The 26,884-nt window shown below is 72.1% G+C and carries 23 protein-coding genes; 2 read left to right on the top strand and 21 right to left on the bottom strand.

The annotated features are described in order from the left end of the window. Window positions 1-88 precede the first annotated feature (88 nt). Window positions 89-829 carry a GntR family transcriptional regulator gene (locus tag ACIGYR_RS22105; protein ID WP_399600714.1) on the top strand — a complete coding sequence of 247 codons (741 nt, stop codon included), beginning with the start codon at window positions 89-91 and terminating at the stop codon, window positions 827-829. Between the two features lie 341 nt (window positions 830-1,170). Here ACIGYR_RS22105 and ACIGYR_RS22110 read toward each other — a convergent pair whose 3' ends face one another. From ACIGYR_RS22110 to fmt, 9 genes are all read right to left on the bottom strand, one after another. Next, window positions 1,171-1,623, bottom strand: a complete 453-nt coding sequence (locus ACIGYR_RS22110; RefSeq protein ID WP_391844750.1) for an Lrp/AsnC family transcriptional regulator — start codon at window positions 1,621-1,623, stop codon at window positions 1,171-1,173. A 27-nt stretch (window positions 1,624-1,650) separates the two neighbouring features. Continuing rightward, a complete protein-coding gene (locus ACIGYR_RS22115; protein ID WP_391844748.1) occupies window positions 1,651-3,138 on the bottom strand; it encodes an amino acid permease in 1,488 nt (495 codons plus the stop codon). A gap of 433 nt (window positions 3,139-3,571) precedes the next feature. After that, window positions 3,572-5,014 (bottom strand): GuaB1 family IMP dehydrogenase-related protein, encoded by a 1,443-nt coding sequence (locus ACIGYR_RS22120; RefSeq protein ID WP_391844746.1) that lies wholly within the window; start codon window positions 5,012-5,014, stop codon window positions 3,572-3,574. A 132-nt stretch (window positions 5,015-5,146) separates the two neighbouring features. Continuing rightward, window positions 5,147-5,476, bottom strand: a complete 330-nt coding sequence (locus ACIGYR_RS22125) for a barstar family protein (protein ID WP_391844744.1) — start codon at window positions 5,474-5,476, stop codon at window positions 5,147-5,149. After that, a complete protein-coding gene (locus tag ACIGYR_RS22130) occupies window positions 5,473-5,907 on the bottom strand; it encodes a ribonuclease domain-containing protein (RefSeq protein WP_391844742.1) in 435 nt (144 codons plus the stop codon). The genes ACIGYR_RS22125 and ACIGYR_RS22130 overlap by 4 nt, the downstream gene beginning before the upstream one ends. 51 nt (window positions 5,908-5,958) lie before the next feature. Beyond that, complete coding sequence (locus tag ACIGYR_RS22135) at window positions 5,959-7,002, bottom strand: sugar-binding transcriptional regulator (protein ID WP_391844740.1); 1,044 nt, start codon at window positions 7,000-7,002, stop codon at window positions 5,959-5,961. A 90-nt stretch (window positions 7,003-7,092) separates the two neighbouring features. Next, entirely contained in the window at window positions 7,093-7,779 is a 687-nt protein-coding gene (rpe, locus tag ACIGYR_RS22140) for a ribulose-phosphate 3-epimerase (protein ID WP_399600720.1), read from the bottom strand. Window positions 7,780-7,900: 121 nt separating this feature from the next. Next, window positions 7,901-9,319, bottom strand: coding sequence for an RsmB/NOP family class I SAM-dependent RNA methyltransferase (locus ACIGYR_RS22145; protein ID WP_391844736.1), 1,419 nt, complete (start codon window positions 9,317-9,319; stop codon window positions 7,901-7,903). A gap of 327 nt (window positions 9,320-9,646) precedes the next feature. Then, window positions 9,647-10,579 carry a methionyl-tRNA formyltransferase gene (fmt, locus tag ACIGYR_RS22150; protein ID WP_399600723.1) on the bottom strand — a complete coding sequence of 311 codons (933 nt, stop codon included), beginning with the start codon at window positions 10,577-10,579 and terminating at the stop codon, window positions 9,647-9,649. Between the two features lie 214 nt (window positions 10,580-10,793). On the opposite strand from fmt, the gene ACIGYR_RS22155 reads away from it, so the two are divergent. Beyond that, the gene (locus ACIGYR_RS22155) at window positions 10,794-11,336 is read left to right on the top strand and encodes a hypothetical protein (protein WP_399600726.1); all 543 of its coding nucleotides are present in this window, start codon (window positions 10,794-10,796) and stop codon (window positions 11,334-11,336) included. Window positions 11,337-11,709: 373 nt separating this feature from the next. On the opposite strand, the gene ACIGYR_RS22160 is transcribed toward ACIGYR_RS22155, so the two are convergent. The 12 genes from ACIGYR_RS22160 to ACIGYR_RS22215 form a co-directional block, all read right to left on the bottom strand. Then, window positions 11,710-13,869: a primosomal protein N' gene (locus tag ACIGYR_RS22160; RefSeq protein WP_399600729.1), complete on the bottom strand. Its 2,160-nt coding sequence runs from the start codon at window positions 13,867-13,869 to the stop codon at window positions 11,710-11,712. A 191-nt stretch (window positions 13,870-14,060) separates the two neighbouring features. Further along, window positions 14,061-15,269, bottom strand: a complete 1,209-nt coding sequence (metK, locus tag ACIGYR_RS22165) for a methionine adenosyltransferase (RefSeq protein ID WP_391844729.1) — start codon at window positions 15,267-15,269, stop codon at window positions 14,061-14,063. 249 nt (window positions 15,270-15,518) lie between these two features. Beyond that, complete coding sequence (gene coaBC / locus ACIGYR_RS22170; RefSeq protein WP_391844727.1) at window positions 15,519-16,721, bottom strand: bifunctional phosphopantothenoylcysteine decarboxylase/phosphopantothenate--cysteine ligase CoaBC; 1,203 nt, start codon at window positions 16,719-16,721, stop codon at window positions 15,519-15,521. A 140-nt stretch (window positions 16,722-16,861) separates the two neighbouring features. Next, entirely contained in the window at window positions 16,862-17,134 is a 273-nt protein-coding gene (gene rpoZ / locus ACIGYR_RS22175) for a DNA-directed RNA polymerase subunit omega (RefSeq protein ID WP_003982715.1), read from the bottom strand. A 53-nt stretch (window positions 17,135-17,187) separates the two neighbouring features. Beyond that, complete coding sequence (gene gmk, locus ACIGYR_RS22180) at window positions 17,188-17,781, bottom strand: guanylate kinase (RefSeq protein ID WP_391844725.1); 594 nt, start codon at window positions 17,779-17,781, stop codon at window positions 17,188-17,190. Between the two features lie 62 nt (window positions 17,782-17,843). Continuing rightward, complete coding sequence (locus tag ACIGYR_RS22185; protein WP_003977346.1) at window positions 17,844-18,167, bottom strand: integration host factor; 324 nt, start codon at window positions 18,165-18,167, stop codon at window positions 17,844-17,846. A gap of 299 nt (window positions 18,168-18,466) precedes the next feature. Beyond that, window positions 18,467-19,312, bottom strand: a complete 846-nt coding sequence (gene pyrF / locus ACIGYR_RS22190) for an orotidine-5'-phosphate decarboxylase (protein ID WP_399600735.1) — start codon at window positions 19,310-19,312, stop codon at window positions 18,467-18,469. Next, window positions 19,309-20,415: a quinone-dependent dihydroorotate dehydrogenase gene (locus ACIGYR_RS22195; RefSeq protein WP_399600738.1), complete on the bottom strand. Its 1,107-nt coding sequence runs from the start codon at window positions 20,413-20,415 to the stop codon at window positions 19,309-19,311. The genes pyrF and ACIGYR_RS22195 overlap by 4 nt, the downstream gene beginning before the upstream one ends. Before the next feature lie 168 nt (window positions 20,416-20,583). Then, complete coding sequence (carB, locus tag ACIGYR_RS22200) at window positions 20,584-23,892, bottom strand: carbamoyl-phosphate synthase large subunit (RefSeq protein ID WP_399600741.1); 3,309 nt, start codon at window positions 23,890-23,892, stop codon at window positions 20,584-20,586. After that, window positions 23,885-25,042 carry a glutamine-hydrolyzing carbamoyl-phosphate synthase small subunit gene (gene carA / locus ACIGYR_RS22205; RefSeq protein ID WP_399600743.1) on the bottom strand — a complete coding sequence of 386 codons (1,158 nt, stop codon included), beginning with the start codon at window positions 25,040-25,042 and terminating at the stop codon, window positions 23,885-23,887. Before carA ends, carB begins: the two co-directional genes overlap by 8 nt. Beyond that, the gene (locus ACIGYR_RS22210) at window positions 25,039-25,599 is read right to left on the bottom strand and encodes a hypothetical protein (protein ID WP_399600746.1); all 561 of its coding nucleotides are present in this window, start codon (window positions 25,597-25,599) and stop codon (window positions 25,039-25,041) included. The genes carA and ACIGYR_RS22210 overlap by 4 nt, the downstream gene beginning before the upstream one ends. Then, window positions 25,596-26,882, bottom strand: coding sequence for a dihydroorotase (locus ACIGYR_RS22215; protein ID WP_399600748.1), 1,287 nt, complete (start codon window positions 26,880-26,882; stop codon window positions 25,596-25,598). Before ACIGYR_RS22215 ends, ACIGYR_RS22210 begins: the two co-directional genes overlap by 4 nt. Window positions 26,883-26,884 lie beyond the last annotated feature (2 nt).

Genomic DNA, 26,884 nt, shown 5'->3' on the forward strand with positions numbered 1-26,884 from the left:
CCCTGCACACTTCCGGTTGACACGGATCACCCGGGGACGTGGATTACGCTGGTCACGCTGTGCACAGTCGCCTACGCAGAGGGGAAGCATGACGGCGCGACACGAGGAGATCGCCGGCGAGCTGCGGCGCGCGATCGACCGCGAGGAGTACACGGTCGGCAGCCGGCTGCCCTCGGAGTCGGAGCTGGCCGCGCACTACGGCGTCTCACGCGGCACGGTCCGCCAGGCCGTCGCGGCCCTGACCGCCGAGGGGCTCATCGGCTCCCGCCAGGGCGCCCGACGGGTCGTGCTCGCCAGCCGCCGCAGCCAGAGCTTCGCGGAACTGCGCAGCTTCGCCCAGTGGGCCCGCGCCATGGGTCGCGAGGCCACCGGCCATGTGGTGTCCCAGGAGCACCGCCCGGCGACTGCCGAGGACGCGGTACGCCTCCAACTGGCCGCGGGCACACCGGTGTTGCACGTCCTGCGAGTCCGCGGCCTGGACGGCGAGCCGGTGCTGCTGGAACGTACGGTGTACGCCGACTGGATCGCCCCGGCGGTGGAGTCCATCGAGTCCGACTGCCCGTCCGTCACCCAGCGCCTGTACGACATGACGGGCCTGGTCTTCGCGTACGGCGAGCATGTCATCGACGCGGTCGCCTGCGGTGCGCTGGACGCCGAGCTGCTCGGGGTGCGCCGGACGAGTCCGCTGCTGCGGGTGCGCCGGGTGACCACGACGCCCGAGGGCCGCCCGGTGGAGTGGTCGGACGACCGCTACCGCTCGGACGCGGTGAGCTTCAGTGTGCACAACTCGATCGGCAACAATCCGCTGGCGCGCAAGACCGCGGAATAGAACTCGGGGCGCCCTGTGGTCCGCCGGGTGCCGGCCGCATGTGGCTGACCGCGCAGTTCCCCGCGCCCCTTCGGGGCGCTCAGCCGCAGCGCCCCGAAGGGGCGCGGGGAACTGCGCGAGAAACCACGACGGACCCGCACCCGGCACACCGCACGGCGCCCTGACCCAAGCCCCCCGAAGGGGCGCGGGGAACTGCGCGAGAAACCACGACGGACCCGCACCCGGCACACCACACGGCGCCCTGACCCAAGCCCCCCGAAGGGGCGCGGGGAACTGCGCGAGAAACCACGACGGACCCGCAGCCGGCACACCGCACGGCGTCCCGAGCCGGGCTGCGTCCCTTACCCCGGCGCCCCGGAGGAGAAGCGCCGCAGCAGCGGGGACAGCACCAGCACGGACTTGGTCCGCTCCACGAACGGCTCGCCCGCGATCCGCTCCAGCACCCGCTCGAAGTGACGCATGTCGGAGGCGTAGACCTGGGCGATCGCGTCCGCGTCGCCGGTGACGGTCGACGCGGCCACGACCTCCTGGTACCGCTCAAGACCCCGCTGGATGGTGTCCGGCGAGGTGTTGCGCCGGCAGTAGATCTCGATGTATCCCTCGGTCTCCCAGCCGAGCGCCGCCGGATCCACCCGGACGGTGAATCCGGTGATGGCTCCGGTGGCCCGCAGCCGGTCCACGCGCCGCTTCACCGCGGGCGCGGACAGGCCGACCATCTGCCCGATGTCCGCGTAGGAGCGGCGGGCGTCCTCGGCGAGGGCGTGCACGATGCGTTCGTCGAGATCGTTCAGCACTGGGGGTGGTTCACTTCTTCGGTCCGGTCACTTCTCTGCCGTCACCGCGAGGTCCTCACCGGTCGCGAGACGGGAACGGCGATGGCCGTAGAGGAAGTAGAACACGAGCCCGGCGGCCATCCAGCATCCGAAGACGACCCAGGTGACGGTGTCGAGGCTGAACATGTTGTACGCGCAGAACAGGAAGCCCAGCACGGGCAGGACCGGGCCGAACGGCACCTTGAACGTGCGCTCCAGCTCCGGGCGCCGGTACCGCAGCACGACCACCGCGATGTTGACCAGGCCGAAGGCGAACAGCGTGCCGATGCTGGTGGCGTCGACGAGCTTGCCCAGCGGGATGAGGGCGGCGAGCACACCGCAGAAGAGGGACACGATCACCGTGTTGAGGCGGGGGGCGCCGGTCTTCTGGTGGACCTTGCCGAGCGCCTTGGGCACCAGGCCGTCGCGGGACATCGCGAAGAGGATGCGGGTCTGGCCGTAGAGCACGGTGAGGACCACGCTCGCGATGGAGATGACCGCGCCCAGCGCCAGCAGGGTGCCCCAGAAGGTCTGGCCGGTGACGTCGTCCATGATCGCGGCGAGGGTGGCCTCCGAGCCGTCGAACTTCTTCCAGTTCCAGGCGCCGACGGCGACGCCAGCGACGAGCACGTACAGCGCGGTCACGATGATCAGCGAGAGCATGATCGCCCGCGGCAGGTCCCGCTTGGGGTTCTTCGCCTCCTCGCCGGCGGTCGAGGCGGCGTCGAAGCCGATGTACGAGAAGAACAGCGTGGCACCGGCGGCGCTGACGCCCGACATGCCGAGCGGCATGAAGTCGCGGTAGTTGCCCGACTTGAAGCCCATGAAGCCGACCGTGCAGAACAGCACGAGGGCGGCGATCTTCACGCAGACCATGATCGTGTTGGCGCGGGCGGACTCCCGCGCACCACCGAGCAGGAACACCATCGCCAGCAGGACGACGATCAGGGCGGGCAGGTTGATGATGCCGCCCTCGCCCGGCGCCGAGGACAGGGCGGCGGGGATCGTGACTCCGATGGTGCCGTCGAGCAGCTCGTTCAGGTACTCGCCCCAGCCGACCGCGACGGCGGCCACCGACACGCCGTACTCCAGCACGAGGCACCAGCCGCAGACCCAGGCCACCAGCTCGCCCAGCGTTGCGTACGCATATGAGTAGGAGGAGCCGGCGACGGGGATGCTGCCCGCCAGTTCGGCGTACGACAGGGCCGAGAACAGCGCCGTGAGACCGGCGATCACGAAGGCCAGGGTGACCGCGGGGCCGGCCTCCGGCACAGCGTCACCGAGGACGACGAAGATACCGGTGCCGAGCGTGGCACCAATGCTGATCATGGTCAGCTGCCACAGCCCGAGAGAGCGCCGAAGCTGCCCTCCCTCGCCCTGGCCGCCCTCGGCGACCAGGTGTTCCACGGGCTTGCGACGCATCAGGCGCGCGGCGACGCCCGGGGACGCGGGGGCGGCCGGTATCTGGTTGTGCGGGGGTGCGCCTTGGTCGAGCACGCGCTGGCTCCTATCGCTGCCGGTCGGTTGTGGTCGTGGACCGGCATGACCGCCGGCCCATGTGGAGGGGGACCGGTGGACCTGCGAGGGCAGGAACCCACCGAGCGGGGTCCCCGCCACACCACGTACTAGCGCAGCACCCTATGAGGCGGGCCTTCACGGGCGTAATGCAGCAACCTTGCGCATCCCCGCATGATCATTGCGTTCATCGGGCCCGAATGACAAATCGTTGCGCCCGGGCTTTCGACCGTTGCACACGACCCTCACAGGACCCTGCCACGGGCGCTTGCCGGTCCTTTTCGGGCCCTTCACCGCACCCCCCGGGATCCGCGCGGGCCCGGCTCGGCGCGGACCTCCGGCCCGCGGTACGCCGACGGCCCCCGTTCTTCCCGGGTGCGGGAACAACGGGGGCCGTACGGGCGCGACGTGAGGGTCAGCTCCAGCTGGCGTGCAGCGGCTTGCCCTCGGCGTAGCCGGCGGCGCTCTGGATGCCGACGATCGCCTTCTCGGCGAACTCCTCCAGGGAGCCGGCACCGGCGTAGGTGCAGGAGGAGCGCACGCCCGCGATGATCGAGTCGATCAGGTCCTCGACGCCCGGGCGGGTCGGGTCGAGGAACATGCGGGAGGTGGAGATGCCCTCCTCGAACAGCGCCTTGCGGGCGCGGTCGTACGCCGACTCCTCCGACGTGCGGTTGGCCACCGCACGCGCGGACGCCATGCCGAAGGACTCCTTGTAGGCGCGCCCCTGGGCGTCGTGCTGGAGGTCGCCCGGCGACTCGTACGTCCCGGCGAACCACGAGCCGACCATCACGTTGGACGCACCGGCGGCGAGGGCCATCGCCACGTCACGCGGGTGCCGCACGCCGCCGTCGGCCCACACGTGCTTGCCGTACTTCTTCGCCTCGGCGGCGCACTCGAGGACGGCGGAGAACTGCGGGCGGCCCACGCCGGTCATCATGCGGGTGGTGCACATGGCACCGGGTCCGACACCGACCTTGATGATGTCCGCGCCGGCGTCGATGAGGTCCTTGACGCCCTCGGCGGAGACGATGTTGCCCGCGGCGATCGGCACCTGCGGGTCGAGGGCGCGCACCAGCTTGATGGCGCTGATCATCGACTCCTGGTGGCCGTGCGCGGTGTCGATGACGAGCGTGTCCACGCCCGCGTCGAGCAGCTGCTTGGCCTTGCCCGCCACATCGCCGTTGATGCCGACGGCGGCGGCGATCCGCAGCTTGCCCTGGGCGTCGACGGCCGGGGTGTACAGCGTGGCGCGCAGGGCGCCCTTGCGGGTCAGGATGCCGGCGAGCTTGCCGTCCTTGTCGACGGCCGGGGCGTAGCGGCGGTTGTGCTGGTCGAGGGTGTTGAACGCCTCGCGCGGGTCGATGTCGGCGTCCAGCAGGAGCAGGTCCTTGGACATGACCACTTCGAGCTGGGTGAAGCGGTCGACGCCGGAGAGGTCGGCGTCGGTGACGACACCGACGGGCCGCTGGTTCTCGTCCACGACCACACCGGCGTTGTGCGCCCGCTTGGGCAGCAGCGCCAGGGCGTCGGCGACGGTCTGGTGCGGGGCCAGCACGATCGGGGTGTCCAGCACCAGATGGCGGCTCTTCACCCAGGAGACCACGTCGGTGACGACGTCGATCGGGATGTCCTGCGGGATGACCACGAGGCCGCCGCGGCGGGCCATCGTCTCGGCCATGCGGCGGCCGGCGATGGCGGTCATGTTGGCGACGACGAGCGGGATGGTGGTGCCCGTGCCGTCCGGCGAGCTGAGGTCCACGCCCTGACGCGAGCCCACCGCGGAGCGGCTCGGCACCATGAACACGTCGTCGTACGTCAGGTCGTACGGGGGCTGGAGGTCATTGAGGAAACGCACGTGCCGCACATCCCAGTCGATCAGAGGTGACCCCCGGACAGGTGTGCCAGGGGGAAAGAGCACGTACTTCATTCTCCCATGTCGCCGCCGGTGCCCGGCCCTGACAGAACCTCCAGGGTGGCAGTCGATCACCTAGGATGATCCTCCAAGGGCGAGGACCACGGTGAGGGCGGGGGTCCGGTCCACCGCCTCGGCGAAGACCTCCTCGGCGGTCCGCCACTCGTCCGGCCGCGTCTCGGCGTACGGCCGCCAGCGCCGTACGACGATCAGCAGGCCCCGCTCCACCGCGCCCTCGGGCCAGACCGTGTGATCGGCGAGGGAATCGGCCAGCGCGTCCCAGTTCCGGCCGAACCAGTCGGGCAGCGCCAGCGCCCCGGAGACGCGCTCCATCAGCGCCGCCTTGCCCGTGACGCCGTCCAGGTCCAGGGTGACGGTGTACCGGCCGCCCAGGTCTTCCGTCATCTCAGCACCGCCCGGAACGATTCGTAGTGATCATCGGTGTAGTAGGTCTCGCCACCCTGTCCGGTGACGATGCGCCGGGCCCCGCGGTCGCGCGATCCGGGCGTCCGGACGGTGTACTCGTGGTAGTAGCCGCGCCGGTGCTCGGGCAGACGCCCCTCGAGGTTCCCGAAGACGACCCCGTCCCTGGCGTACGGGTACGGGCCGCCCCGGTCGATGAGGGTGAGCGTGCGGCGCGCCTCGGCGGGCAGCCGGGTCTCCCGGACGGTGCCCATGCCCTTGGCCCACGCCGGGGCGGACCCGCCGGGGGCGGGAGCGGTGCCCGTGCCGGACGAGCATCCCGTCAGCAGGACACAGAGACAGACCAGCAGTCCTACGAGCGCACGGGACACGGACGGTCCGGGCGGGACACGGAGGACGAACCGCAGCAGCATGCCACCGATGCTGCCACGGCCGTCCCGTCACGACGGTGCCGCGACCCGCGGTCAGACCCCGTCCGGGTCCGCGCGGCTGAGCGCCGGCTTCGGCGTCGGACCCGACGTCATCAGGTAGTCGGCGGCCGAGGTGTCCGTCACCAGGCTGGTGACCAGCCCGGAACGCAGCACCGCGTCGATCGCGGACGCCTTGCGCTGCCCGCCCGCGATGGCCACGACCTCCGGGATACGGCGCAGCTGGTCGGTCTTGACCGTGATGCACCGCTCCCCCAGGTCGCGTCCGATCCGGCGCCCGTCGGCGTCGAAGAGGTGCGCCGACATCTCGGCGGCGACACCGAGCGAGGCGTAGTGCGCGCGCTCCTCGTCGCTGAGCATGTCGTGCACGGTCGAGATGCCCGGCTCCCAGGAGCCGATGGAGACACACGCGACCGTGACCTTGTCGAAGTACTCGAAGGCCCGGGCGATACCGGTCTGGTGGCGCAGCGCCGCCGCGGTCGCCTCGTCCGGCAGCAGCATCGGCGCGTAGATCGGGTGCGCGTCCCCACCCGACACCTGGGCGGCCCGGCGGACCGCCTCCACCGAGCCGCGCTCGGCGGTCCCGGCGTCGTACACGCCGGTCAGCTGCACCACCGTGCACGGCGGCAGCCGGTCGAGCGCCGCCGCCATGTGAATGGTGGACCGGCCCCAGGCCAGTCCGAGCACATCCCCCTCGTTGACCAGCTCGCCGAGCAGGTCGGCGGCGACCTCGCCGAGGTTCTCCGGGTCGGGGGTCTCCTCGGCCTCGGCCGGGGACTCCACCACGACGGCGTGCCTCAGGCCGTACCGGGCGCGGAGCGCGTCGGAGCGCTCGGCGTCCAGCTCGGCCGGCACACGGATCTCGATGCGTACGAGATCCCGTTCGAGGGCCGTCTCCAGGACCCGGGCCACCTTGAAGCGGCTGACGCCGAACTCCTCGGCGATCTGGATCTTGGATTTGCCCTCGAGGTAGAAGCGGCGGGCCATGGCCGCCGCCTGCACCAGCTCAGCGGGTCCCATCCGCATGGCTGACCGGCCCGCCGACATACCCGACACGGCGATCTCCTCACTGCTGTTCACACTCTGGATTCGCCGTTCATCCTTGCAGATTCGGGGCGACTGATCCGCCCTGATGGGCGCCGTTCATTCAAGCGTTCACTTCGCCGTGGCTCAGTGGTCGCATGCCCAGGACGCCTGGGCGGTGGCCTTCTCCGCCTGGGCCCGCAGGGCACGCACCGCCTCGGCCGGGTCCTGCGCGCCGTAGACGGCCGAGCCGGCGACGAACACGTCCGCTCCCGCGTCCGCGCACCGCTCGATCGTCGAGGCCGAGACACCTCCGTCGACCTGCAGCCACAGCTGAAGACCGTGCTTGCCGATCAGCTCCCGGGTACGGCGGATCTTCGGCAGCATGATGTCGAGGAACGCCTGGCCGCCGAAGCCGGGCTCGACCGTCATGATCAGCAGCATGTCGAGTTCCGGCAGCAGGTCCTCGTACGGCTCGATCGGCGTGGCGGGCTTGAGCGCCATCGAGGCGCGAGCGCCCTTGGCGCGGATCTCCCGGGCGAGCCGCACCGGGGCTGCGGCGGCCTCCACATGGAAGGTGACCGACGACGCCCCCGCCTCCACGTACTGAGGCGCCCACCGGTCGGGGTCCTCGATCATCAGATGGCAGTCCAGCGGGGTGTCCGTCGCACGGGCCAGGGACTCCACGACCGGCACGCCGAGCGTGAGGTTCGGGACGAAGTGGTTGTCCATGACGTCGACATGGAGCCAGTCGGCGCCTTGCACCGCCTTGGCCTCCTCCGCGAGGCGGGCGAAGTCGGCGGACAAAATGCTGGGGTTGATCTGCACGGCCATGACCCAAGCCTGCCATGCCCGGGGCACTGATGTTCGCAACGGTCCGCAGCCAAGGCCGTTCATCCCATTGGTCGGACGATGTGCCCATCACCTGCGGGCACCGCCGCCCGCCGCCGCCCGGTCAGCCGGTACGCCGGATCAGGGCCAGGTACATCGCGTCCGTGCCGTGCACATGCGGCCACAGCTGCACATCCGGCCCCTCGCCCAGCGCGGGCACGCCGGGCAGCAGCGGGCGGGCGTCGATCAGCTCGGCCTCGGGGCGCTGCTTGAGCACGTCGGCCACCACCGCCCGGGTCTCGGCCAGGTGCGGGGAGCACGTCGCGTACCCGACGACACCGCCGACCCGTACCGAGTCCAGCGCGGTGCCCAGGAGCCCGCGCTGGAGGGGAGCGAAGTCGTCCAGGTCCTCGGGGCGCCGCCGCCAGCGGGCCTCGGGGCGCCGGCGCAGCGCGCCGAGCCCGGTGCACGGCACGTCCATCAGCACCCGGTCGAAGCTGCCCGGCCGCCACGGCGGCCGGGTCCCGTCTGCGGCGATGACCTGGTACGGCCCGGGGTTGCCGTGCAGTGCCCTGGCCACCAGTCCCGCCCGGTGCGGCTGCTTCTCGGAGGCGAGCAGCGCGGCCCCGCGCTCGGCGGCGAGAGCGGCCAGCAGCGCGGCCTTGCCACCCGGCCCGGCGCACCCGTCGAGCCACTTCTCGTCCGGCCCGTCCAGCGGGGCGTTCGCCAGCGCGAGGGCGACCAGCTGGCTGCCCTCGTCCTGCACGCCGGCCCGCCCCTCGCGCACGGCCTCGACCGCGCCCGGCTCACCGCCCTCGGTGAGCCGCACGGCGTACGGCGACCAACGGCCCGGTACGGCGGCGTCCTCGCGGAGCAGTTCGTCGGTGGTGGCCCGTCCGGGCCGGGCGACGAGCGTCACCTCGGGCCGCTCGTTGTCCGCCGCCAGCAGCTCCTCGATGCCTGCCCGGCCGCCGCCCAGGGAGTCCCAGAGCGCGGAGACGACCCAGCGCGGATGCGAGTGCACGACGGCCAGGTTGTCCTCGGGATCCTCGTCGTAGGGCGGCGCGACCTTCTCGATCCAGCCCTGGAGGTCGTCCTGCGCGATCTTGCGGAGCACGGCGTTGACGAACTTGGCCCGTCCGTCGCCGAGCACCACCCGCGCCAGCTCGACGGACGCGGAGACGGCGGCGTGCGTCGGGATGCGCGTACCGAGCAACTGGTGCGCGCCCAGGCTCAGCACGTCCAGTACCGGCGGGTCGACCTCGCGCAGCGGCCGGTCGACACAGGCGGCGATGACGGCGTCGTACGTGCCCTGCCGGCGCAGCGTGCCGTAGACCAGCTCCGTGGCGAGGGCGGCGTCCCTGGCGTCGAAGTCGCCCTTCTCGCGGGCCTTCCGCAGCAGCGGGGGCAGCACGAGGTTGGCGTACGCGTCCCGCTCGTCCACCGCGCGCAGCGCCTCGAAGGCCAGGAAGCGGACGGGGTCCTTCTGGGGACGGCGGTAGGGCTTGGCGGGCTTGCGGGGCCGCCGGGAGGGCTCGCTCACGAAAAAGGTGCTCCGGGTGTGAAGAATGAGGATGCGCCTCCAGCCTACGTCGGCGCGCCATCGCCCCCGCCGCCCGGGGCACCGGCCGGCACCGGGATCCGGCGCGCCGGCGGGCCGCCGTCGGGACACCGCCACCGCCGGGGCCGGCGCTCCAGTGGACCCACCGTCGAGACACCGGCCACCGCCGCGGTCGGGGCCGGCGCGTCGGTGACCGCGCCGTCGAGTCACCGGCCTTCGCCCCCGTCCGGGTCGGCGCGTCAGTGACCCCACCGTCGAGACACCGGCCCCGCCGCCGCACGGTGCGTCGGCGGCGCCGTCGTGCGGGCGTCAGCCGCCGAGCGTCTCGCCCTCCGTGATGCGCGTCCCGCGTGCCCAGTCGGCGGCGCGCATCGGCTTCTTGCCCTGGGCCTGCACCCACAGCAGCTCGACGGCGTACGAACCGGTGCCCACGTGCACGCTGTTCTTCCCCACGGCGAGCCGGCCCGGAGCCAGGTCCGTCCGCTCGGGCACCGGCGTGACCTGGATGAGCTTGAGCCGCTCACCGCGGAAGGTGGTCCAGGCGCCGGGCGCCGGAGTGCAGCCGCGCACGACCCGGTCGACGTGCAGCGCGGGCGTGGCCCAGTCCACCTGGGCGTCCTCGACCGTGATCTTCGGCGCCACGGTGATGCCCTCGGCGGGCTGCGGTACGGCCTTCAGGGTGCCGTCCTCGATGCCGTCCATGGTCGCGGCGAGCAGCCCTGCCCCGGCGAAGGCGAGCCGGGTCAGCAGGTCACCGCTGGTGTCGGTGGGGCGGATCCGCTCGGTCACGGTCCCGTAGACGGGCCCGGAGTCGAGTCCTTCCTCGATGAGGAAGGTGGAGGCGCCCGTGATCTCGTCGCCCGCCATGATGGAGTGCTGCACGGGCGCGGCGCCGCGCCAGGCGGGCAGCAGCGAGAAGTGCAGGTTGACCCAGCCGTGGGCCGGGATGTCCAGGGCGGACTTCGGCAGCAGGGCGCCGTAGGCGACGACCGGGCAGCAGTCCGGGGCGATCTGCCTGAGCCGCTCCTGGAACTCCGGGTCCCGCGGCTTCAGAGGCTTGAGCACCTCGATGCCGGCCTCCTCCGCCCGCTCGGCCACGGGCGACGCGACCAGCCTGCGTCCGCGCCCGGCCGGCGCGTCGGGCCGCGTGACGACGGCGGCCACCTCGTGCCGCCCGGAGGCGAGCAGAGCGTCCAGAGCGGGAACGGCGACCTCGGGGGTACCGGCGAAGACGAGCTTCATGGGCGGGATCGGGCCTCTCGGGCGGGGGCGGGCGAGCAGCGCACCAGTCTATGACCACGGGCGGCGCGGGGGCGGGCGGGCGGCGTACGCATATGCCCGTACGCCCCCACCCCGTGACCAGCGGAGCGCACACGCGTTGGTCAAGAAAGAGTTGACCACACAGGGCCGCCTACGCGGCCCGATTCCTTTCAACGCCGGTTCGAGAGGCTTGTTCATGGCCGACCACGCAACCCACGACGCCCAGGCCCGGGCCAGCCTGCACTTGCTGGTGCGGGACATCGAGCGGGTCCGCCGGCAGGTGGACGCGCTGCGTACGCTCACCGCCCAGTTGGGCAACGTCTACCGTCCGCGCCGCTCCGGCCCGTCCACGGGCTTCGTCGTCTACGGACGTGCCCCCGCCCCGACGGTGCGCCTCGCCCAGGAACTCCGGGACAGCGTCGAAACCCTGGTCACGGCCGCCGTGGACTTCGACCGCTCACTCGGCTTCTCGTGGGACGCGGTGGGCTCGGCGCTCGGGGTCACCAAGCAGGCGGTGCACCGCCGGTACGGCGCCCGCCGCGCCGCGACCCAGGCCGCCGCCGAGGCGGAGCGCGCGCCGGAGCCGACCGGCACCCGCACGCTCAACGTGACCACGACACTGCCCACGGTGCCGACGGTGCCCGCGGCCCGCTCCATGCCCACCCAGCCGACCGCGGGCAGCCCGACACTGCGCGACGACGCCTGGCCGGCGGCCTTTCCCGGTCCGCGCAACGGCTGACGGCACCGGCCCTGTTCGCTCTGTTCCCCACCCCGTTCCGCGCCGCTCCGTTCCGTGCCGCCCTCCCGGGCTGCCTCCGGGAGGGCAGCCGTATGCCGGGGCACCCATGAAAGCGGCTGTCTCCGGAGAGGACGCCCCAGGGCAATTCCCGGCGGCGACAGCAGTGCGGGGCACCCTCGACCACGACGTCTCAGCCGACGCCCGGCGGGCGGCGGGCCCCCGCGACGTCTCAACCGGGACCGGGCGGGTGACGGGCGCCCTCGACAGCGACGTCTCAAGCGGACGCCCGGCGAGCGGCGGGCCCGCTCGACAGCCACTTTTCCACCGATACCCGGCGGCGACAGCAGTGCGGGGCCCCTTCGGCAGGGACGTCTCAGCCGATGTCCGGCGGGTCGATCCGGACCCGCACCGCCTCACCGCTCCCCCGGGCCATGCGCGCGGCCTGCGCGGCCTTCAGTGCGGCCGCCAGCCCCGCGCCGCTGCCCGGCGGCACCCGGACGAGTGCCCGCTCCCAGTGCTCGCCGGGCGGGGGCGCGCCGGGCCTGCGCGGCCGGCCGGGCGGCGGGGGCGGCAGCGGTACCGGCCCCAGCACCTCGGCGTCCGGCGGCAGTTCGGCCGCGGCCAGGAACTCGGCCACGGCCGCCGGCGGACCGGACACGGCCGCCATCCGGGACACCGGCGGGAAACCCAGCTCGGCCCGCTCGGCCAGCTCCCGCACGGCATGCCCCACGGGGTCCCAGCGCACGAGGGCCTGCACGGGCCGCAGGGTCGGCTCGGCCACCACGACCACGGTCCCTCCCTCGGTCTGGGGCCGTACCAGCGCACCGGCCGCGATCCACCGGCGCAGCGCGTCCTCGCCGGCCCGCAGGTCGGGTCGTACGACCATGGCCCAGCCGTCCAGCAGCAGGGCCGCCGCGTATCCGCCCTCGGCCACCGGTTCGGCACCCGGGGTGCTGACGACCAGCGCGGGCGTGTCGGGGACGGTGTCCAGCACGTGCTCGCGCCCCGAGGTGCGCACCGGTACGGCGGGGAAGGCCCGCCCCAGCTCCTCGGCGGTGCGGCGCGCGCCGACGACCTGGGCGCGGAGCCGGAAACCTCCGCACTCAGGGCAGTGCCAGGCGCTCTCCTCCCGCCCGCACCACCCGCAGCGCAGGGCGCCCCCGTCCTGCCCTTCGAGGGGGCCGGAACAGTGCCGGCACCGGGCGGGCGCCCGGCACTGGGCGCAGGCCATCCGCGGGGCGTAACCGCGCCGGGGCACCTGCACCAGCACGGGACCGTGCCGCAGCCCCTCGCGGGCCGCCTGCCAGGCGAGCGTGGGCAGCCGGGCGGCGCGGGCGGCCTCGTCGCGCGCGAGGTCGTCGTCCCCGACCGTCCGGACGAGGGGCGCGGTGCGGCGCACCTGCTCCCGCCCGGCGACCAGCGGCCGGGCCCAGCCGCTCTCGACGAGCTGGGCGGCCTCCACGGTGCAGCCCCAACTGCCCAGCAGAAAGGCGCACTTGTCCAGTGCGGCCCGCAGCAGGAGCACATCGCGGGTGTGCGGCTGCGGGGCGTGCTGCTCGCTGTGGCTGTCGTCCCCGTCGTCCCAGACGGCGACGAGCCCCAGATCCTGTACGGGTGCGAACATCGCCGCCCGCGTCCCGACGACGGCACGCACGGAACCGCGCCGCACCGCCAGCCACTGCGCGTACCGCTTCTCGGGGCCCGCGTCGGCGGTGAGCAGCGCGTGCCGGCCGGTGCCGAGCAGCGCGGTCAGCGCGGCGTCCACGCGCGCGGCGGCCCGTCCGTCCGGTACGACGACGAGGGCGCCGCGCCCGGAGGCGAGAGTGGCGGCGACGGCCCGGGCCAGCTCCTCGCTCCACAGGGGTCCGGGCAGCGCGTTCCACACGGCTCGGGGCGTCCCGTCGGAGGCCAGCGCGTCGAGGAAGGCACCCCCGTGCTCGTACCGCGTCCAGGAACCGGGTTCCGGCGCCCTCGGCGGGGGCAGCGGCTCGGGGGACGGCCGCCGCTCGGCGCGCGCGTTGCGCGGCGGGACGGCCAGCTGCAGCACGTCGGCGAGGCTGCCCGCATACCGGTCGGCGACGGCCCGGGCGAGACCGAGCAGTTCCTCGCTCAGCACCCGCTCCGGCGACACGACCTGGGCGAGCGCGGCCAGTGGTCCGGAGTAGTCGGAGTCGGCCAGCCGCTCGACGAGGAAGCCGTCGATGAGACCGCCGCCCTCCCGGCGCCCCTCGCGCACCCGGTGCCGCCCGGCCCCGAACCGCACCCGCACCCGCACGCCGGGCTGCGCCTCCGCGTCCAGCTCCTCGGGCACGGCGTAGTCGAAGTACCGGTCGAGGTGCAGGACACCCTTGTCGACCAGCACCCGCGCGACGGGCAGCTCCTTGGCGAGCGCGGCGCCCCGCCAGGTCCGCGGCTTGGCGCGGGGCACCTTGGCCTTGCGCACGCTCTCCCGGATGAGCGCGAGCTGCTCCGGCGGCGCCTCCTCGGCCCCGCCGTCCCCTTCTCCCCGGGGCGCCCCGTTCTCGCTGCTCACGCTTGCATTCTTACCAAACGTGACTGACAACGCCGCCAGTCACCCGGCACCCACCGAACCTGCGCCCCCTGCGACCCGGCCCGGGACGTGTGGCGGCCGGTTCCGCCCGGCGCCGGCCGGCCGCCCCGGACACGCCGAGGCCCGGCACCCCGGAGGGGAAGCCGGGCCTCGGCGAGAAAGAGGTGCGGGGCTTACAGGCCCACGGCGGCGCGCAGGGCGTCCACGCGGTCCGTGCGCTCCCAGGTGAAGTCGGGCAGCTCACGGCCGAAGTGGCCGTACGCCGCGGTCTGGGCGTAGATCGGGCGGAGCAGGTCGAGGTCGCGGATGATCGCGGCCGGGCGGAGGTCGAAGACCTCGTCGATCGCCCTCTCGATCTTCTCGGCGTCGACCTTGGCGGTGCCGAAGGTCTCCACGAACAGGCCGACCGGCTCGGCCTTGCCGATCGCGTAGGCGACCTGGACCTCGCAGCGGGAGGCCAGGCCGGCCGCCACGACGTTCTTGGCGACCCAGCGCATCGCGTACGCCGCCGAGCGGTCCACCTTGGACGGGTCCTTGCCGGAGAAGGCGCCGCCGCCGTGACGGGCCATGCCGCCGTAGGTGTCGATGATGATCTTGCGGCCGGTCAGGCCGGCGTCGCCCATCGGGCCGCCGATCTCGAAGCGGCCGGTCGGGTTGACCAGCAGGCGGTAGCCCTCGGTGTCCAGCTTGATGCCCTCGTCCAGGAGCGCCTTCAGCTCCGGCTCCACGACGAACTCGCGGATGTCGGGGGCGAGCAGCGACTCCAGGTCGATGTCGGAGGCGTGCTGCGAGGAGACGACCACCGTGTCCAGGCGGATGGCCTTGTCGCCGTCGTACTCGATGGTGACCTGCGTCTTGCCGTCCGGGCGCAGGTAGGGGATGGTGCCGTTCTTGCGGACCTCGGAGAGGCGCTTGGACAGGCGGTGCGCCAGGAAGATCGGCAGCGGCATCAGGGTCGGCGTCTCGTCGGACGCGTAGCCGAACATCAGGCCCTGGTCGCCCGCGCCCTGCCGGTCCAGCTCGTCCTCGTCACCCTCGACCCGGGCCTCGTAGGCCGCGTCCACGCCCTGCGCGATGTCCGGGGACTGCGCGCCGATGGACACCGACACGCCGCAGGAGGCGCCGTCGAAGCCCTTCTTGGAGGAGTCGTAGCCGATCTCGAGGATCTTGCCGCGGACGAGGGTCGCGATGTCCGCGTAGGTCTTGGTCGTGACCTCGCCGGCCACGTGGACCAGGCCGGTGGTGATCAGGGTCTCGACCGCGACCCGGGAGGTCGGGTCCTCGCGCAGAAGCGCGTCGAGAATGGTGTCGCTGATCTGGTCAGCGATCTTGTCGGGGTGACCCTCGGTCACGGACTCCGAGGTGAACAGGCGACGGGACACAACGCTCCCTGTGGTTGCAGCGGCTGCTGGCTGATCATTTGCGGAGGACACGGGGGCTGCCCCCGACGTCGACCGCGAACAGTTTATCGGTCGCACTCGGCCGACGGGCCACCGTCTCGCCTCTCGGGAGCGCTGTCACCTGCGGCACGGGCATTCTGCACAATGGCGAGCGGCCTTGGCCAGAGCCGCCACACCCGATTTGAGCCGGGTCCGGCCTGACGTCGAGTCCGCCCGGTCGCACGCCGGACGTCAGCCCAGTCGCTCCACGACCAGGTCCCAGACGGTGTCGGCGAGTGCCTCCTTGGGGCCGTGCGGCACCGGGGTCTCGCTGCCGTCGGTGCCCAGCACGACGGCCTCGTTCTCCTCGGAGCCGAAGGTCTTGCGCTCCCCCACCTCGTTGATCACGAGCAGGTCGCAGCCCTTGCGGGCGAGCTTGGCGCGGCCGTTGGCGAGGACGTCGTCGGTCTCGGCGGCGAAGCCCACGATCACCTGTCCGGGCCGGGACCGATCGGCGGAAAGCTCCGCGAGGATGTCTGGATTTCGCACCAGGACGATGGGGTCGGGGTCCTGACCGTCCTTCTTCTTGATCTTCCCGGCGGCGTAGGCGGCCGGGCGGAAGTCGGCGACGGCGGCGGCCATGACCACGGCGTCGGCGTCCGCCGCGGCCTTCAGGACGGCTTCGCGCAGCTGCACGGCGGTCCCGGCCCGGACGACATCCACGCCCGCGGGGTCGGGCAGGGTGGTGTTGGCCGAGACGAGGGTCACACGGGCGCCCCGGGCGGCGGCGGTCCGGGCGAGGGCGTAGCCCTGCTTGCCGGAGGAGCGGTTGCCGAGGAAACGGACCGGGTCGAGCGGCTCGCGGGTGCCGCCCGCGGAGACGACGACGTGCCGCCCCGCCAGGTCGGGCTCCGTGGCGCCACGGGTCAGCACCCGGCGGCAGACCTCGAAGATCTCCGTGGGGTCGGGCAGCCGCCCCTTGCCGGTGTCGACGCCGGTGAGACGCCCGACGGCGGGCTCTACGACGACGGCGCCGCGGCGGCGCAGCGTGGCCACGTTCTCCTGGGTGGCCGGGTGCTCCCACATCTCGGTGTGCATCGCCGGGGCGAAGACCACCGGACAGCGGGCGGTGAGGAGCGTGTTGGTCAGCAGGTCGTCGGCCAGCCCGTGGGCGGCCTTGGCGAGCATGTCGGCGGTGGCCGGGGCCACGACCACCAGGTCGGCGTGCTGGCCGATGCGGACGTGCGGGACCTCGTGGACGTCGTCCCAGACCTCGGTGGCGACCGGATTGCCGGACAGCGCGGACCAGGTGGCGGCGCCGACGAAGTGCAGCGCGGAGGCGGTGGGCACCACCCGGACGTCGTGCCCCGACTCCGTGAACCTTCTCAGCAGCTCACATGCCTTGTAGGCGGCGATGCCACCGCTGACCCCCAGCACGACCCTCGGCTTGTCCACCGTGTCTCCCCGGACTCGACAACGTACGACGCGAGCGTACGGCTCCATGACACACCACAGGCCCGGCAGCAGATCCCCCGGCGTTGGCTGGGAGAAGTGACTGCCGGGCCTGTGGCTAAGTCAACCGCAATCGAAAAGTACTACTGCGCCGGGCCCTCGACGGCCTCTGAGGTCAGCAGACCGGCGTTGATCTCGCGCAGGGCGATCGAGAGCGGCTTCTCGTGCACGTGGGTGTCGACGAGCGGACCGACGTACTCAAGGAGGCCCTCACCGAGCTGCGAGTAGTACGCGTTGATCTGGCGGGCACGCTTGGCCGCGTAGATCACGAGGCTGTACTTCGAGTCGGTCGCCTCGAGGAGCTCGTCGATCGGCGGGTTGATGATGCCCTCGGGCGCGGTGATGGAAGAGGACACGCTCTACCTTCCGATGGATGGGTAAGAATCAGAAATCGTGATCACAGTCACGATCACACAACGTCCATCAAGGCTAGCAGCTCGCGGGCCACGTCCTCGACGGAGGTGTTGACCAGGGTGGTATCGAACTCCGGCTCGGCCGCCAGCTCGGTCCGCGCCGCCGCCAGGCGGCGCTCGATGACCTCGGGCGGCTCGGTCCCCCGGCCGGTCAGCCTGCGCACCAGCTCCTCCCACGAGGGCGGAGCCAGGAACACCAGCTGGGCGTCGGACATGGACTCGCGGACCTGCCGGGCGCCCTGGAGGTCGATCTCCAGCAGGACGGGCTCGCCGTTCTCCAGCCGCTCCAGCACGGCCGCGCGGGGCGTGCCGTAACGGTTGCCGGCGAACTCGGCCCACTCCAGCAGCTCGCCGTTGGCGATCAGCTTGTCCATCTCCTCGTCGGTGACGAAGAAGTAGTGGACTCCGTGCTGCTCACCGGGGCGCGGCTTGCGGGTGGTCGCCGAGACCGAGAGCCAGACCTCGGGGTGCTGCTTGCGCATATGGGCGACGACCGTGCTCTTGCCGACCCCGGAGGGGCCGGAGAGCACGGTCAGCCGCGGACGTGCGTCCGGGGGTTCGGGGGTCGTCCCCCGGAGTGTTACTGCCATGCAGCGATTATTCCAGCAATCCCGGAGTGCCCGGGACTCCCCTGTCCGCCCGGGAGGCGGACTCAGGAGCCGGTGCTGCCGAACTCACGCTCCAGGGAAGCGATCTGGTTGGACCCGAGACCACGCACACGGCGGCTCTCGGAGATGCCCAGACGCTCCATGATCTGCTTGGCGCGGACCTTGCCCACGCCCGGCAGGGACTCCAGCAGGGCGGAGACCTTCATCTTGCCGATGACGTCGTTTTCCTGGCCCTGCTTGATGACCTCGTGCAGGGAGGCGCCGGAGTGCTTGAGTCGATTCTTGACCTCGGCCCGCTCCCGGCGAGCCGCGGCGGCCTTTTCGAGCGCGGCTGCGCGCTGTTCAGGGGTAAGGGGCGGAAGAGCCACGCCTACGTCACCTCGGATGTCGAACTGTCGGATACGGACCGGTGAGGAACCTAGTCGCCCCACACCTGGGGAGCTACGAGCAACACGCTGCCCGTTCTCCCCCACTGCCTGAGGGGCGAGGGAGGTGCCCCCACTGCTCGGAGACTAGCGGGCAAGTCCGCCAGAGTCAGCGAGAACAGCGGAAAAGTCCTGGTCAGCCTCCGTCAGGCCGGACATTTCAGACATACTGCCCTCGATTTGAGAATGTATTCATGCTCAAGTCGGCGCGATACCGCTCAGCCGAGCACTCGGCAGGGGACTCAGGCCGCGCCGACGGCCTCCCGGATCTCCGTCGCGAACCGCTCGGCCGCCCTCCGCAGCGCGCCGACGTCGGGACCGTGACGCAGAACACCCCGGCTGACGTTGGGCACGACATTGCGGACGGCCGCGCCGAAGACCCCGGGGAGATCGGCCGGGGTCGCGCCCTGGGCGCCGATGCCGGGGGCGAGGAGCGGCCCGTCGATGTCCAGGTCGTACGAGGACAGGTCGCCGAGCGTGGCGCCGACCACCGCGCCGAAGGAGCCCAGCGGCTCCTCCCCGGCGTTCTCGGCCGCCAGGTGGGCCAGCATGGTCGCGCCGATGGTTCTGCCGTCCGCGCGGACCGCGTGCTGCACCTCGCCGCCCTCCGGGTTCGAGGTCAGCGCCAGCACGAACAGACCGGTGCCGCTCTCCCGGGCCAGGGCGACGGCCGGGCTGAGCGAGCCGTAGCCGAGGTACGGCGAGACGGTCAGGGCGTCGGAGAACAGGGGGGCGTCCGGGTGCAGGAAGGACTCGGCGTAGGCGGCCATCGTCGAGCCGATGTCGCCGCGCTTGGCGTCCATCACGACCAGGGCACCGGCCGCGCGCGCCTCCTGGACCGAGTTCTCCAGGACGGCGAGGCCGCGCGAGCCGAACCGCTCGAAGAAGGCGCTCTGCGGCTTCAGCACGGCGACCCGGTCGGCCATGGCCTCGACGACCGTACGGCTGAACCGCTCCAGGCCGGCCACGTCGTCGTCCAGGCCCCACTCGGCGAGCAGGGAGGAGTGCGGGTCGATGCCGACGCACAGCGGGCCGCGCTCGTCCATGGCGCGGCGCAGCCGGGCGCCGAAGGGCTCCAACGGGCTCATGCGGGCTTCCTCACATCGGCGCCGACCGCGTCGGCGAGGGTGGCGTACGGGCTGGTGCGCAGACGGGCGGCGAGGCCCTTGTGGATGGACCGGCACCAGAAGGGGCCCTCGTAGATGAAGGCGCTGTAGCCCTGGACCAGCGTGGCACCGGCCAGGATGCGCTGCCAGGCGTCCTCTGCGGTCTCGATGCCGCCGACCCCCACCAGGGTGATCCGGTCGCCCACGCGCGCGTACAGGCGGCGCAGGACCTCCAGTGAGCGCGCCTTGAGCGGGGCCCCGGACAGGCCGCCGGTCTCCTTCACCAGCGCGGGGGCGGACCGCAGACCGAGGCCCTCCCGGGCGATGGTGGTGTTGGTGGCGATGATGCCGTCCAGGCCCAGCTCCACGGCGAGGTCGGCGACCGCGTCGACGTCCTCGTCGGCCAGGTCCGGGGCGATCTTCACCAGCAGCGGGACGCGCCGGTTCGCGACCGTGCGGTCGGCGGCCTCGCGCACGGCGCTGAGCAGCGGGCGCAGGTGGTCGACCGCCTGGAGACTGCGCAGGCCGGGTGTGTTGGGCGAGGAGACGTTGACGACCAGGTAGTCCGCGTACGGCGCGAGCCGCTCGGCGGACTTCACGTAGTCGCCGACGGCCTCCGCCTCCGGGACGAGCTTGGTCTTGCCGATGTTGACGCCGACGACGGTCCCGAAGACCGGCCGGCGGGTGGCCAGGCGGGCCGCCACGGCGAGCGAGCCGTCGTTGTTGAAGCCCATGCGGTTGATGAGCGCGCGGTCCGCGACGAGCCGGAACAGCCGCTTCCTGGGGTTGCCCGGCTGCGGCTCACCGGTGACCGTGCCGATCTCGACGTGGTCGAAGCCCAGCATCGACATCCCGTCGATCGCGACGGCGTTCTTGTCGAAGCCGGCCGCCAGTCCGAAGGGGCCATGCATGCGCAGCCCGAACGCCTCGGTGCGCAGCTCCTTGAAGCGGGGCGCGAGCGCGGCGGCGGCGAAGGTGCGCAGCACCGGGACGCGGACGGCGAGGCGGATCCAGCGGAAGGCGAGGTGGTGGGCCTGCTCGGGGTCCATCCGCCGGAAGACCAGGCGGAAGAAGAGGTGATACATCAGGTGTCCTCACACGGAGGGGGGACACCGTTTCCGGAGTCCCCCCTCATCGGCGGCTAAGGGCCCGCGCCCCCGAAGGGGCGCGGGGCATTGACGTGCGGCTCCTCCGCGTGGGCGCGACCCGCCGCGGGCGGTCCCGCGGCGTGGGCACGGCCCCTTCGCGGAGCGCTAGTCGCGGGCCGCGGTCAGGTGCTCCGCGTGTTCCTGGAGCGAGCGGACGCCCACGTCACCGTGGTTGAGGGCGTCGATGCCCTGGACCGCCGCCGCGAGCGCCTGCACGGTCGTCAGGCACGGCACGGAGCGGGCCACCGCGGCCGTACGGATGTCGTAGCCGTCGAGCCGGCCGCCGGTGCCGTACGGGGTGTTGACGATGAGGTCGACCTCGCCGTCGTGGATGAGCTGGACGATGGTCCGCTCGCCGTTCGGGCCGGTGCCCTCGGACTGCTTGCGCACGACCGTGGCGTTGATGCCGTTGCGCTTGAGGACCTCGGCGGTGCCGGAGGTGGCGAGCAGCTCGAAGCCGTGGGCGACCAGCTCGCGCGCCGGGAAGATCATCGAGCGCTTGTCCCGGTTGGCGACCGAGATGAAGGCGCGGCCCTTGGTGGGCAGCGGGCCGTACGCGCCCGCCTGCGACTTGGCGTACGCCGTGCCGAAGACGGAGTCGATGCCCATGACCTCGCCGGTGGAGCGCATCTCCGGGCCGAGGACCGTGTCGACACCGCGGCCGTGGATGTCGCGGAAGCGCGACCACGGCATGACGGCCTCCTTGACGGAGATCGGCGCGTCCAGGGGCAGCTCGCCGCCGTCGCCGTTGGCCGGGAGCAGGCCCTCGGCGCGCAGCTCGGCGACGGTCGCGCCCAGCGAGATCCGGGCGGCGGCCTTGGCGAGCGGCACCGCGGTCGCCTTCGAGGTGAAGGGGACCGTACGGGAGGCGCGCGGGTTCGCCTCCAGGACGTAGAGGATGTCACCCGCCATCGCGAACTGGATGTTGATCAGACCGCGCACGCCGACGCCCTTGGCGATCGCCTCGGTGGAGGCGCGCAGGCGCTTGATGTCGAAGCCGCCGAGGGTGATCGGGGGCAGGGCGCACGCCGAGTCGCCGGAGTGGATGCCGGCCTCCTCGATGTGCTCCATGACGCCGCCGAGGTACAGCTCCTCGCCGTCGTAGAGGGCGTCGACGTCGATCTCGATGGCGTCGTCCAGGAAGCGGTCGACGAGGACCGGCCGGGAGGGGCTGATCTCGGTCGACTCGGCGATGTAGGCGGCGAGGCGGGTCTCGTCGTAGACGATCTCCATGCCGCGCCCGCCGAGGACGTACGAGGGCCGGACCAGGACCGGGTAGCCGATCTCGTCGGCGATGGCCTTGGCCTCGGCGAAGGTGGTGGCCGTGCCGTGCTTCGGGGCCGGCAGGCCCGCTTCGGCGAGGACCCGGCCGAAGGCGCCCCGGTCCTCGGCCGCGTGGATGGCCTCGGGGGAGGTGCCGACGATCGGCACGCCGTTGTCCTTCAGGGCCTGCGCCAGGCCGAGCGGGGTCTGGCCGCCCAGCTGTACGATCACGCCCGCGACCGGACCGGCCTGCTGCTCCGCGTGGACGATCTCCAGCACGTCCTCCAGCGTGAGCGGCTCGAAGTACAGCCGGTCGGAGGTGTCGTAGTCGGTGGAGACGGTCTCCGGGTTGCAGTTGACCATCACGGTCTCGTACCCGGCGTCGGACAGCGCGAAGGAGGCGTGGACGCAGGAGTAGTCGAACTCGATGCCCTGGCCGATGCGGTTCGGGCCGGAGCCCAGGATGATGACGGCCGGCTTCTCGCGGGTGGCGACCTCGGACTCCTCGTCGTACGCGGAGTAGAAGTACGGCGTCTTCGCGGCGAACTCGGCGGCACAGGTGTCGACCGTCTTGTAGACCGGCCGGATGCCGAGGGCGTGCCGGACCTCGCGGACGACGTCCTCGCGCAGGCCGCGGATCTCGGCGATCTGCTGGTCGGAGAAGCCGTGCCGCTTGGCCTCGGCGAGCAGGTCGGCGGTCAGCTCGGGGGCCTCGGCCAGCTCGTCCGCGATCTCCTTGATCAGGAAGAGCTGGTCCACGAACCACGGGTCGATCTTCGTGTACTCGAAGACCTCCTCGGGCGTGGCACCCGCGCGGATGGCCTGCATGACCGTGTTGATCCGGCCGTCGGTGGGCCGGACGGCCTCACGCAGCAGCGCTTCCTTGTCGCCCGTCTCGCCGGTGAAGGCGAACTGGCTGCCCTTCTTCTCCAGCGAGCGCAGCGCCTTCTGGAACGCCTCGGGGAAGTTCCGGCCGATGGCCATGGCCTCGCCGACCGACTTCATGGTGGTGGTCAGCGTGGAGTCGGCCTGCGGGAACTTCTCGAAGGCGAACCGCGGGGCCTTGACGACCACGTAGTCGAGCGTGGGCTCGAAGGAGGCCGGGGTCTCCTGCGTGATGTCGTTCGGGATCTCGTCCAGCGTGTAGCCGACGGCCAGCTTGGCGGCGATCTTGGCGATCGGGAAGCCGGTCGCCTTGGAAGCGAGCGCCGAGGAACGGGAGACGCGCGGGTTCATCTCGATGACGATCACACGACCGTCCTCGGGGTTCACCGCGAACTGGATGTTGCAGCCGCCGGTGTCGACGCCGACCTCGCGGATGACGGCGATGCCGACGTCGCGCAGGATCTGGTACTCGCGGTCGGTCAGCGTCATCGCGGGCGCGACGGTGATCGAGTCACCGGTGTGCACGCCCATCGGGTCGAAGTTCTCGATGGAGCAGACGACCACGACGTTGTCGTGCTTGTCGCGCATCAGCTCCAGCTCGTACTCCTTCCAGCCGAGGATGGACTCCTCCAGGAGCACCTCGGTGGTCGGGGAGAGCGTGAGGCCCTGGCCGGCGATGCGGCGCAGCTCCTCCTCGTCGTGCGCGAAGCCGGAGCCGGCGCCGCCCATGGTGAAGGACGGACGGACGACGACCGGGTAGCCGCCGAGGGTCTCGACGCCCTGGATGACGTCGTCCATGGAGTGGCAGATCACCGAGCGGGCGGACTCGCCGTGCCCGATCTTGCGGCGGACCTCCTCCACGACGCCCTTGAACAGGTCGCGGTCCTCGCCCTTGTGGATCGCCTCGGGCTTGGCGCCGATCAGCTCGACGCCGTACTTCTCCAGGACCCCGTTGTCGTGCAGCGAGATGGCGGTGTTCAGGGCCGTCTGGCCGCCCAGGGTGGGCAGCAGGGCGTCGGGGCGCTCCTTGGCGATGATCTTCTCGACGAACTCGGGGGTGATCGGCTCGACGTAGGTGGCGTCGGCGATCTCCGGGTCGGTCATGATCGTCGCTGGGTTGGAGTTGACCAGGACGACACGCAGGCCCTCGGCCTTGAGTACGCGGCACGCCTGGGTGCCGGAGTAGTCGAACTCGGCGGCCTGGCCGATGACGATCGGGCCGGAGCCGATGACCAGGACGGACTGGATATCGGTGCGCTTAGGCACGCTGGCCCTCCATCAGGGAAACGAAGCGGTCGAACAGGTAGGCGGCGTCGTGCGGGCCCGCTGCCGCTTCAGGGTGGTACTGGACGGAGAAGGCCGGCTGGTCGAGCAGCTGCAGCCCCTCCACGACGTCGTCGTTCAGGCAGACGTGCGAGACCTCGGCGCGGCCGAACGCGGTCTCGCTGACCTTGTCGAGCGGCGCGTCGACGGCGAAGCCGTGGTTGTGCGCCGTGACCTCGACCTTGCCGGTCGTACGGTCCTGGACGGGCTGGTTGATGCCCCGGTGGCCGTACTTCAGCTTGTAGGTGCCGAAGCCGAGGGCGCGGCCGAGGATCTGGTTGCCGAAGCAGATGCCGAACAGCGGCGTCCTGCGCTCCAGGACGGCGGTCATGAGCGCGACCGGGCCGTCGGCGGTCGCCGGGTCGCCGGGGCCGTTGGAGAAGAACACGCCGTCCGGGTTGACGGCGTAGACCTCGTCGGCGGTGGCGGTGGCGGGCAGCACGTGCACCTCGATGCCGCGCTCGGCCATGCGGTGCGGGGTCATGCCCTTGATGCCGAGGTCGATGGCGGCGACCGTGAAGCGCTTCTCACCGATCGCCGGGACGACGTACGCCTCCTTGGTCGCGACCTCCTCGTAGAGGCTCGCGCCCTTCATGTGCGGCTGGGCCTGCACCCGCGCGAGGAGCTCGGACTCGGCGGCGATCGCCTCGCCGGAGAAGATGCCGGCGCGCATCGAGCCGCGCTCGCGCAGGTGGCGGGTGAGGGCTCGGGTGTCGATGCCGGAGATGCCGACCACGTCCTGCCGCTCCAGCTCGTCGTCCAGGGAGCGCTTGGCCCGCCAGTTCGACGGCACGCGCGCGGGGTCGCGCACGACGTAGCCGGAGACCCAGATGCGGCCCGACTCGTCGTCCTCGTCGTTCCAGCCGGTGTTGCCGATCTGGGGGGCGGTCGCGACGACGATCTGGCGGTCGTACGACGGGTCGGTGAGGGTTTCCTGGTAGCCGGTCATGCCGGTGGAGAACACGGCCTCGCCGAAGGTCTCCCCCACGGCCCCGTAGGCGCGGCCGCGGAAGGTGCGGCCGTCCTCCAGGACGAGTACGGCGGGAAGCACCTTGTTCCTCTGAGAGGAGCTTCCCCTGGTGGAGGTCGTCATCGTGCGCCTTCCGTGTCGTTGGTCATCTGGGTCAGGGTGGCGACCCACTCGGTGTGCTCGGCCGCGTGGTCGGAGCGGAAGCCGGAGTCGATCAGCTTGTCGCCGAGCGCCCAGGTCACCACCAGCAGTCCGCCCTCGGTGAGGACCTTGCCGGCGATGCCCTTGTCCAGCCGGGCCCCGCGCAGCGCGGCCGCGGGGACGAAGAAGTCGCTCGCTCCGGGGCGCTCGACCTCCAGGCCCGCGTCGGTCAGGGTGAGCTCGGCCCGGCTGCGGGTGCCCAGGCCGTGGGCCACGATGCGGTCCAGCCACTGCCCGGCGGTGGTGGAGCCGTGGTAGCGGCCGCTCAGCTTCAGTTTCGCCGGGCCGGTCTGCTCCGGCGCGGTGGACGGCGCGGGCAGGTCGCTCTGCAGCGTGCCGCGCCACTTCCAGCCCTCGCGCATCAGCCAGTAGACGAGCGCGATGAAGAGGGCCAGTCCGACGAGCCAGCCGATGCGGGCCCCCCAGTCGGTGACCTCGGCCGACCTCTTCGCCTCGGCCAGCAGGATTACAGATGTCACGTGAGCTTCCCGTCGACGAGCGTGGCCTTGCCCCGCAGCCACGTGTGCGTCACACGGCCCGGCAGCTCGCGCCCCTGGTAGGGGGTGTTGCGGCTGCGCGAGGCGAAGCCCGCGGGGTCCACCTGACCACGGTATTCCGTGTCGACGAGGGTGAGGTTGGCGGGCTCACCAGCCGAGACGGGACGGCCGTGCCCGGTGGCCTGTCCGATCTGCGCGGGCTTGACGGACATGCGGTCGGCGACGCCGGCCCAGTCCAGCAGACCCGTGTGGACCATGGTCTCCTGGACCACTGACAGCGCGGTCTCCAGGCCCACCATGCCCATGGCGGCGGCGGCCCACTCGCAGTCCTTGTCCTCGTGCGGGTGCGGGGCGTGGTCGGTGGCGACGATGTCGATCGTGCCGTCGGCGAGCGCCTCGCGCAGGGCCATGACGTCGCGCTCGGTGCGCAGCGGCGGATTGACCTTGTAGACGGGGTTGTAGGTGCGCACCAGTTCGTCGGTGAGCAGCAGGTGGTGCGGGGTGACCTCGGCAGTGACCTGGATGCCCCGGGACTTGGCCCAGCGGACGATCTCCACGGAGCCGGCCGTCGACAGGTGGCAGATGTGGACGCGGGAGCCGACGTGCTCGGCCAGCAGCACGTCCCGCGCGATGATCGACTCCTCCGCGACGGACGGCCAGCCGCCCAGACCCAGTTCGGCGGAGACGGTGCCCTCGTTCATCTGGGCGCCCTCGGTGAGCCGGGGCTCCTGCGCGTGCTGGGCGACGACGCCGCCGAACGCCTTCACGTACTCCAGCGCGCGGCGCATGATCACGGCGTCGTCGACGCACTTGCCGTCGTCGGAGAAGACGGTGACGCCGGCGGCGGACTCGTGCATCGCGCCCAGCTCGGCGAGCTTGCGGCCCTCCAGTCCGACCGTGACGGCGCCGATGGGCTGCACATCGCAGTAGCCGTGCTCCCGGCCGAGGCGGTAGACCTGCTCGACCACGCCGGCGGTGTCGGCGACGGGGAAGGTGTTGGCCATGGCGAAGACGGTCGTGTAGCCACCGCTCGCCGCCGCGCGGGTACCGGTGAGGACGGTCTCGGAGTCCTCACGGCCCGGCTCGCGCAGGTGGGTGTGGAGGTCGACCAGGCCCGGCAGCAGCACCTTGCCGCCGGCCTCGACGACCTCGGCGCCCTCGGCGGACAGCCCGTCGCCCACTTCGGCGATGGTCTCCCCGTCGATCAGGACGTCCTGCGGCTCGCCGCCGAGCACCTTCGCACCACGGATCAGGATCTTGCTCATGG

Origin of the sequence: Streptomyces sp. NPDC053076, from assembly GCF_044546845.1 — a bacterium.
GTDB lineage: Bacteria > Actinomycetota > Actinomycetes > Streptomycetales > Streptomycetaceae > Streptomyces.

Bases quoted from the DNA above. Each gene is read 5' to 3' on its own strand.
- ACIGYR_RS22105 (WP_399600714.1), top strand. From the start codon at position 89: ATGACGGCGCGACACGAGGAGATCGCCGGCGAGCTGCGGCGCGCGATC.
- ACIGYR_RS22125 (WP_391844744.1), bottom strand. From the start codon at position 5,476: ATGACGGAAGACCTGGGCGGCCGGTACACCGTCACCCTGGACCTGGAC.
- ACIGYR_RS22130 (WP_391844742.1), bottom strand. From the start codon at position 5,907: ATGCTGCTGCGGTTCGTCCTCCGTGTCCCGCCCGGACCGTCCGTGTCC.
- rpe (WP_399600720.1), bottom strand. From the start codon at position 7,779: ATGGCCGTGCAGATCAACCCCAGCATTTTGTCCGCCGACTTCGCCCGC.
- fmt (WP_399600723.1), bottom strand. From the start codon at position 10,579: ATGAAGCTCGTCTTCGCCGGTACCCCCGAGGTCGCCGTTCCCGCTCTG.
- ACIGYR_RS22155 (WP_399600726.1), top strand. From the start codon at position 10,794: ATGGCCGACCACGCAACCCACGACGCCCAGGCCCGGGCCAGCCTGCAC.
- gmk (WP_391844725.1), bottom strand. From the start codon at position 17,781: ATGGCAGTAACACTCCGGGGGACGACCCCCGAACCCCCGGACGCACGT.
- pyrF (WP_399600735.1), bottom strand. From the start codon at position 19,312: ATGAGCCCGTTGGAGCCCTTCGGCGCCCGGCTGCGCCGCGCCATGGAC.
- ACIGYR_RS22195 (WP_399600738.1), bottom strand. From the start codon at position 20,415: ATGTATCACCTCTTCTTCCGCCTGGTCTTCCGGCGGATGGACCCCGAG.
- carA (WP_399600743.1), bottom strand. From the start codon at position 25,042: ATGACGACCTCCACCAGGGGAAGCTCCTCTCAGAGGAACAAGGTGCTT.
- ACIGYR_RS22215 (WP_399600748.1), bottom strand. From the start codon at position 26,882: ATGAGCAAGATCCTGATCCGTGGTGCGAAGGTGCTCGGCGGCGAGCCG.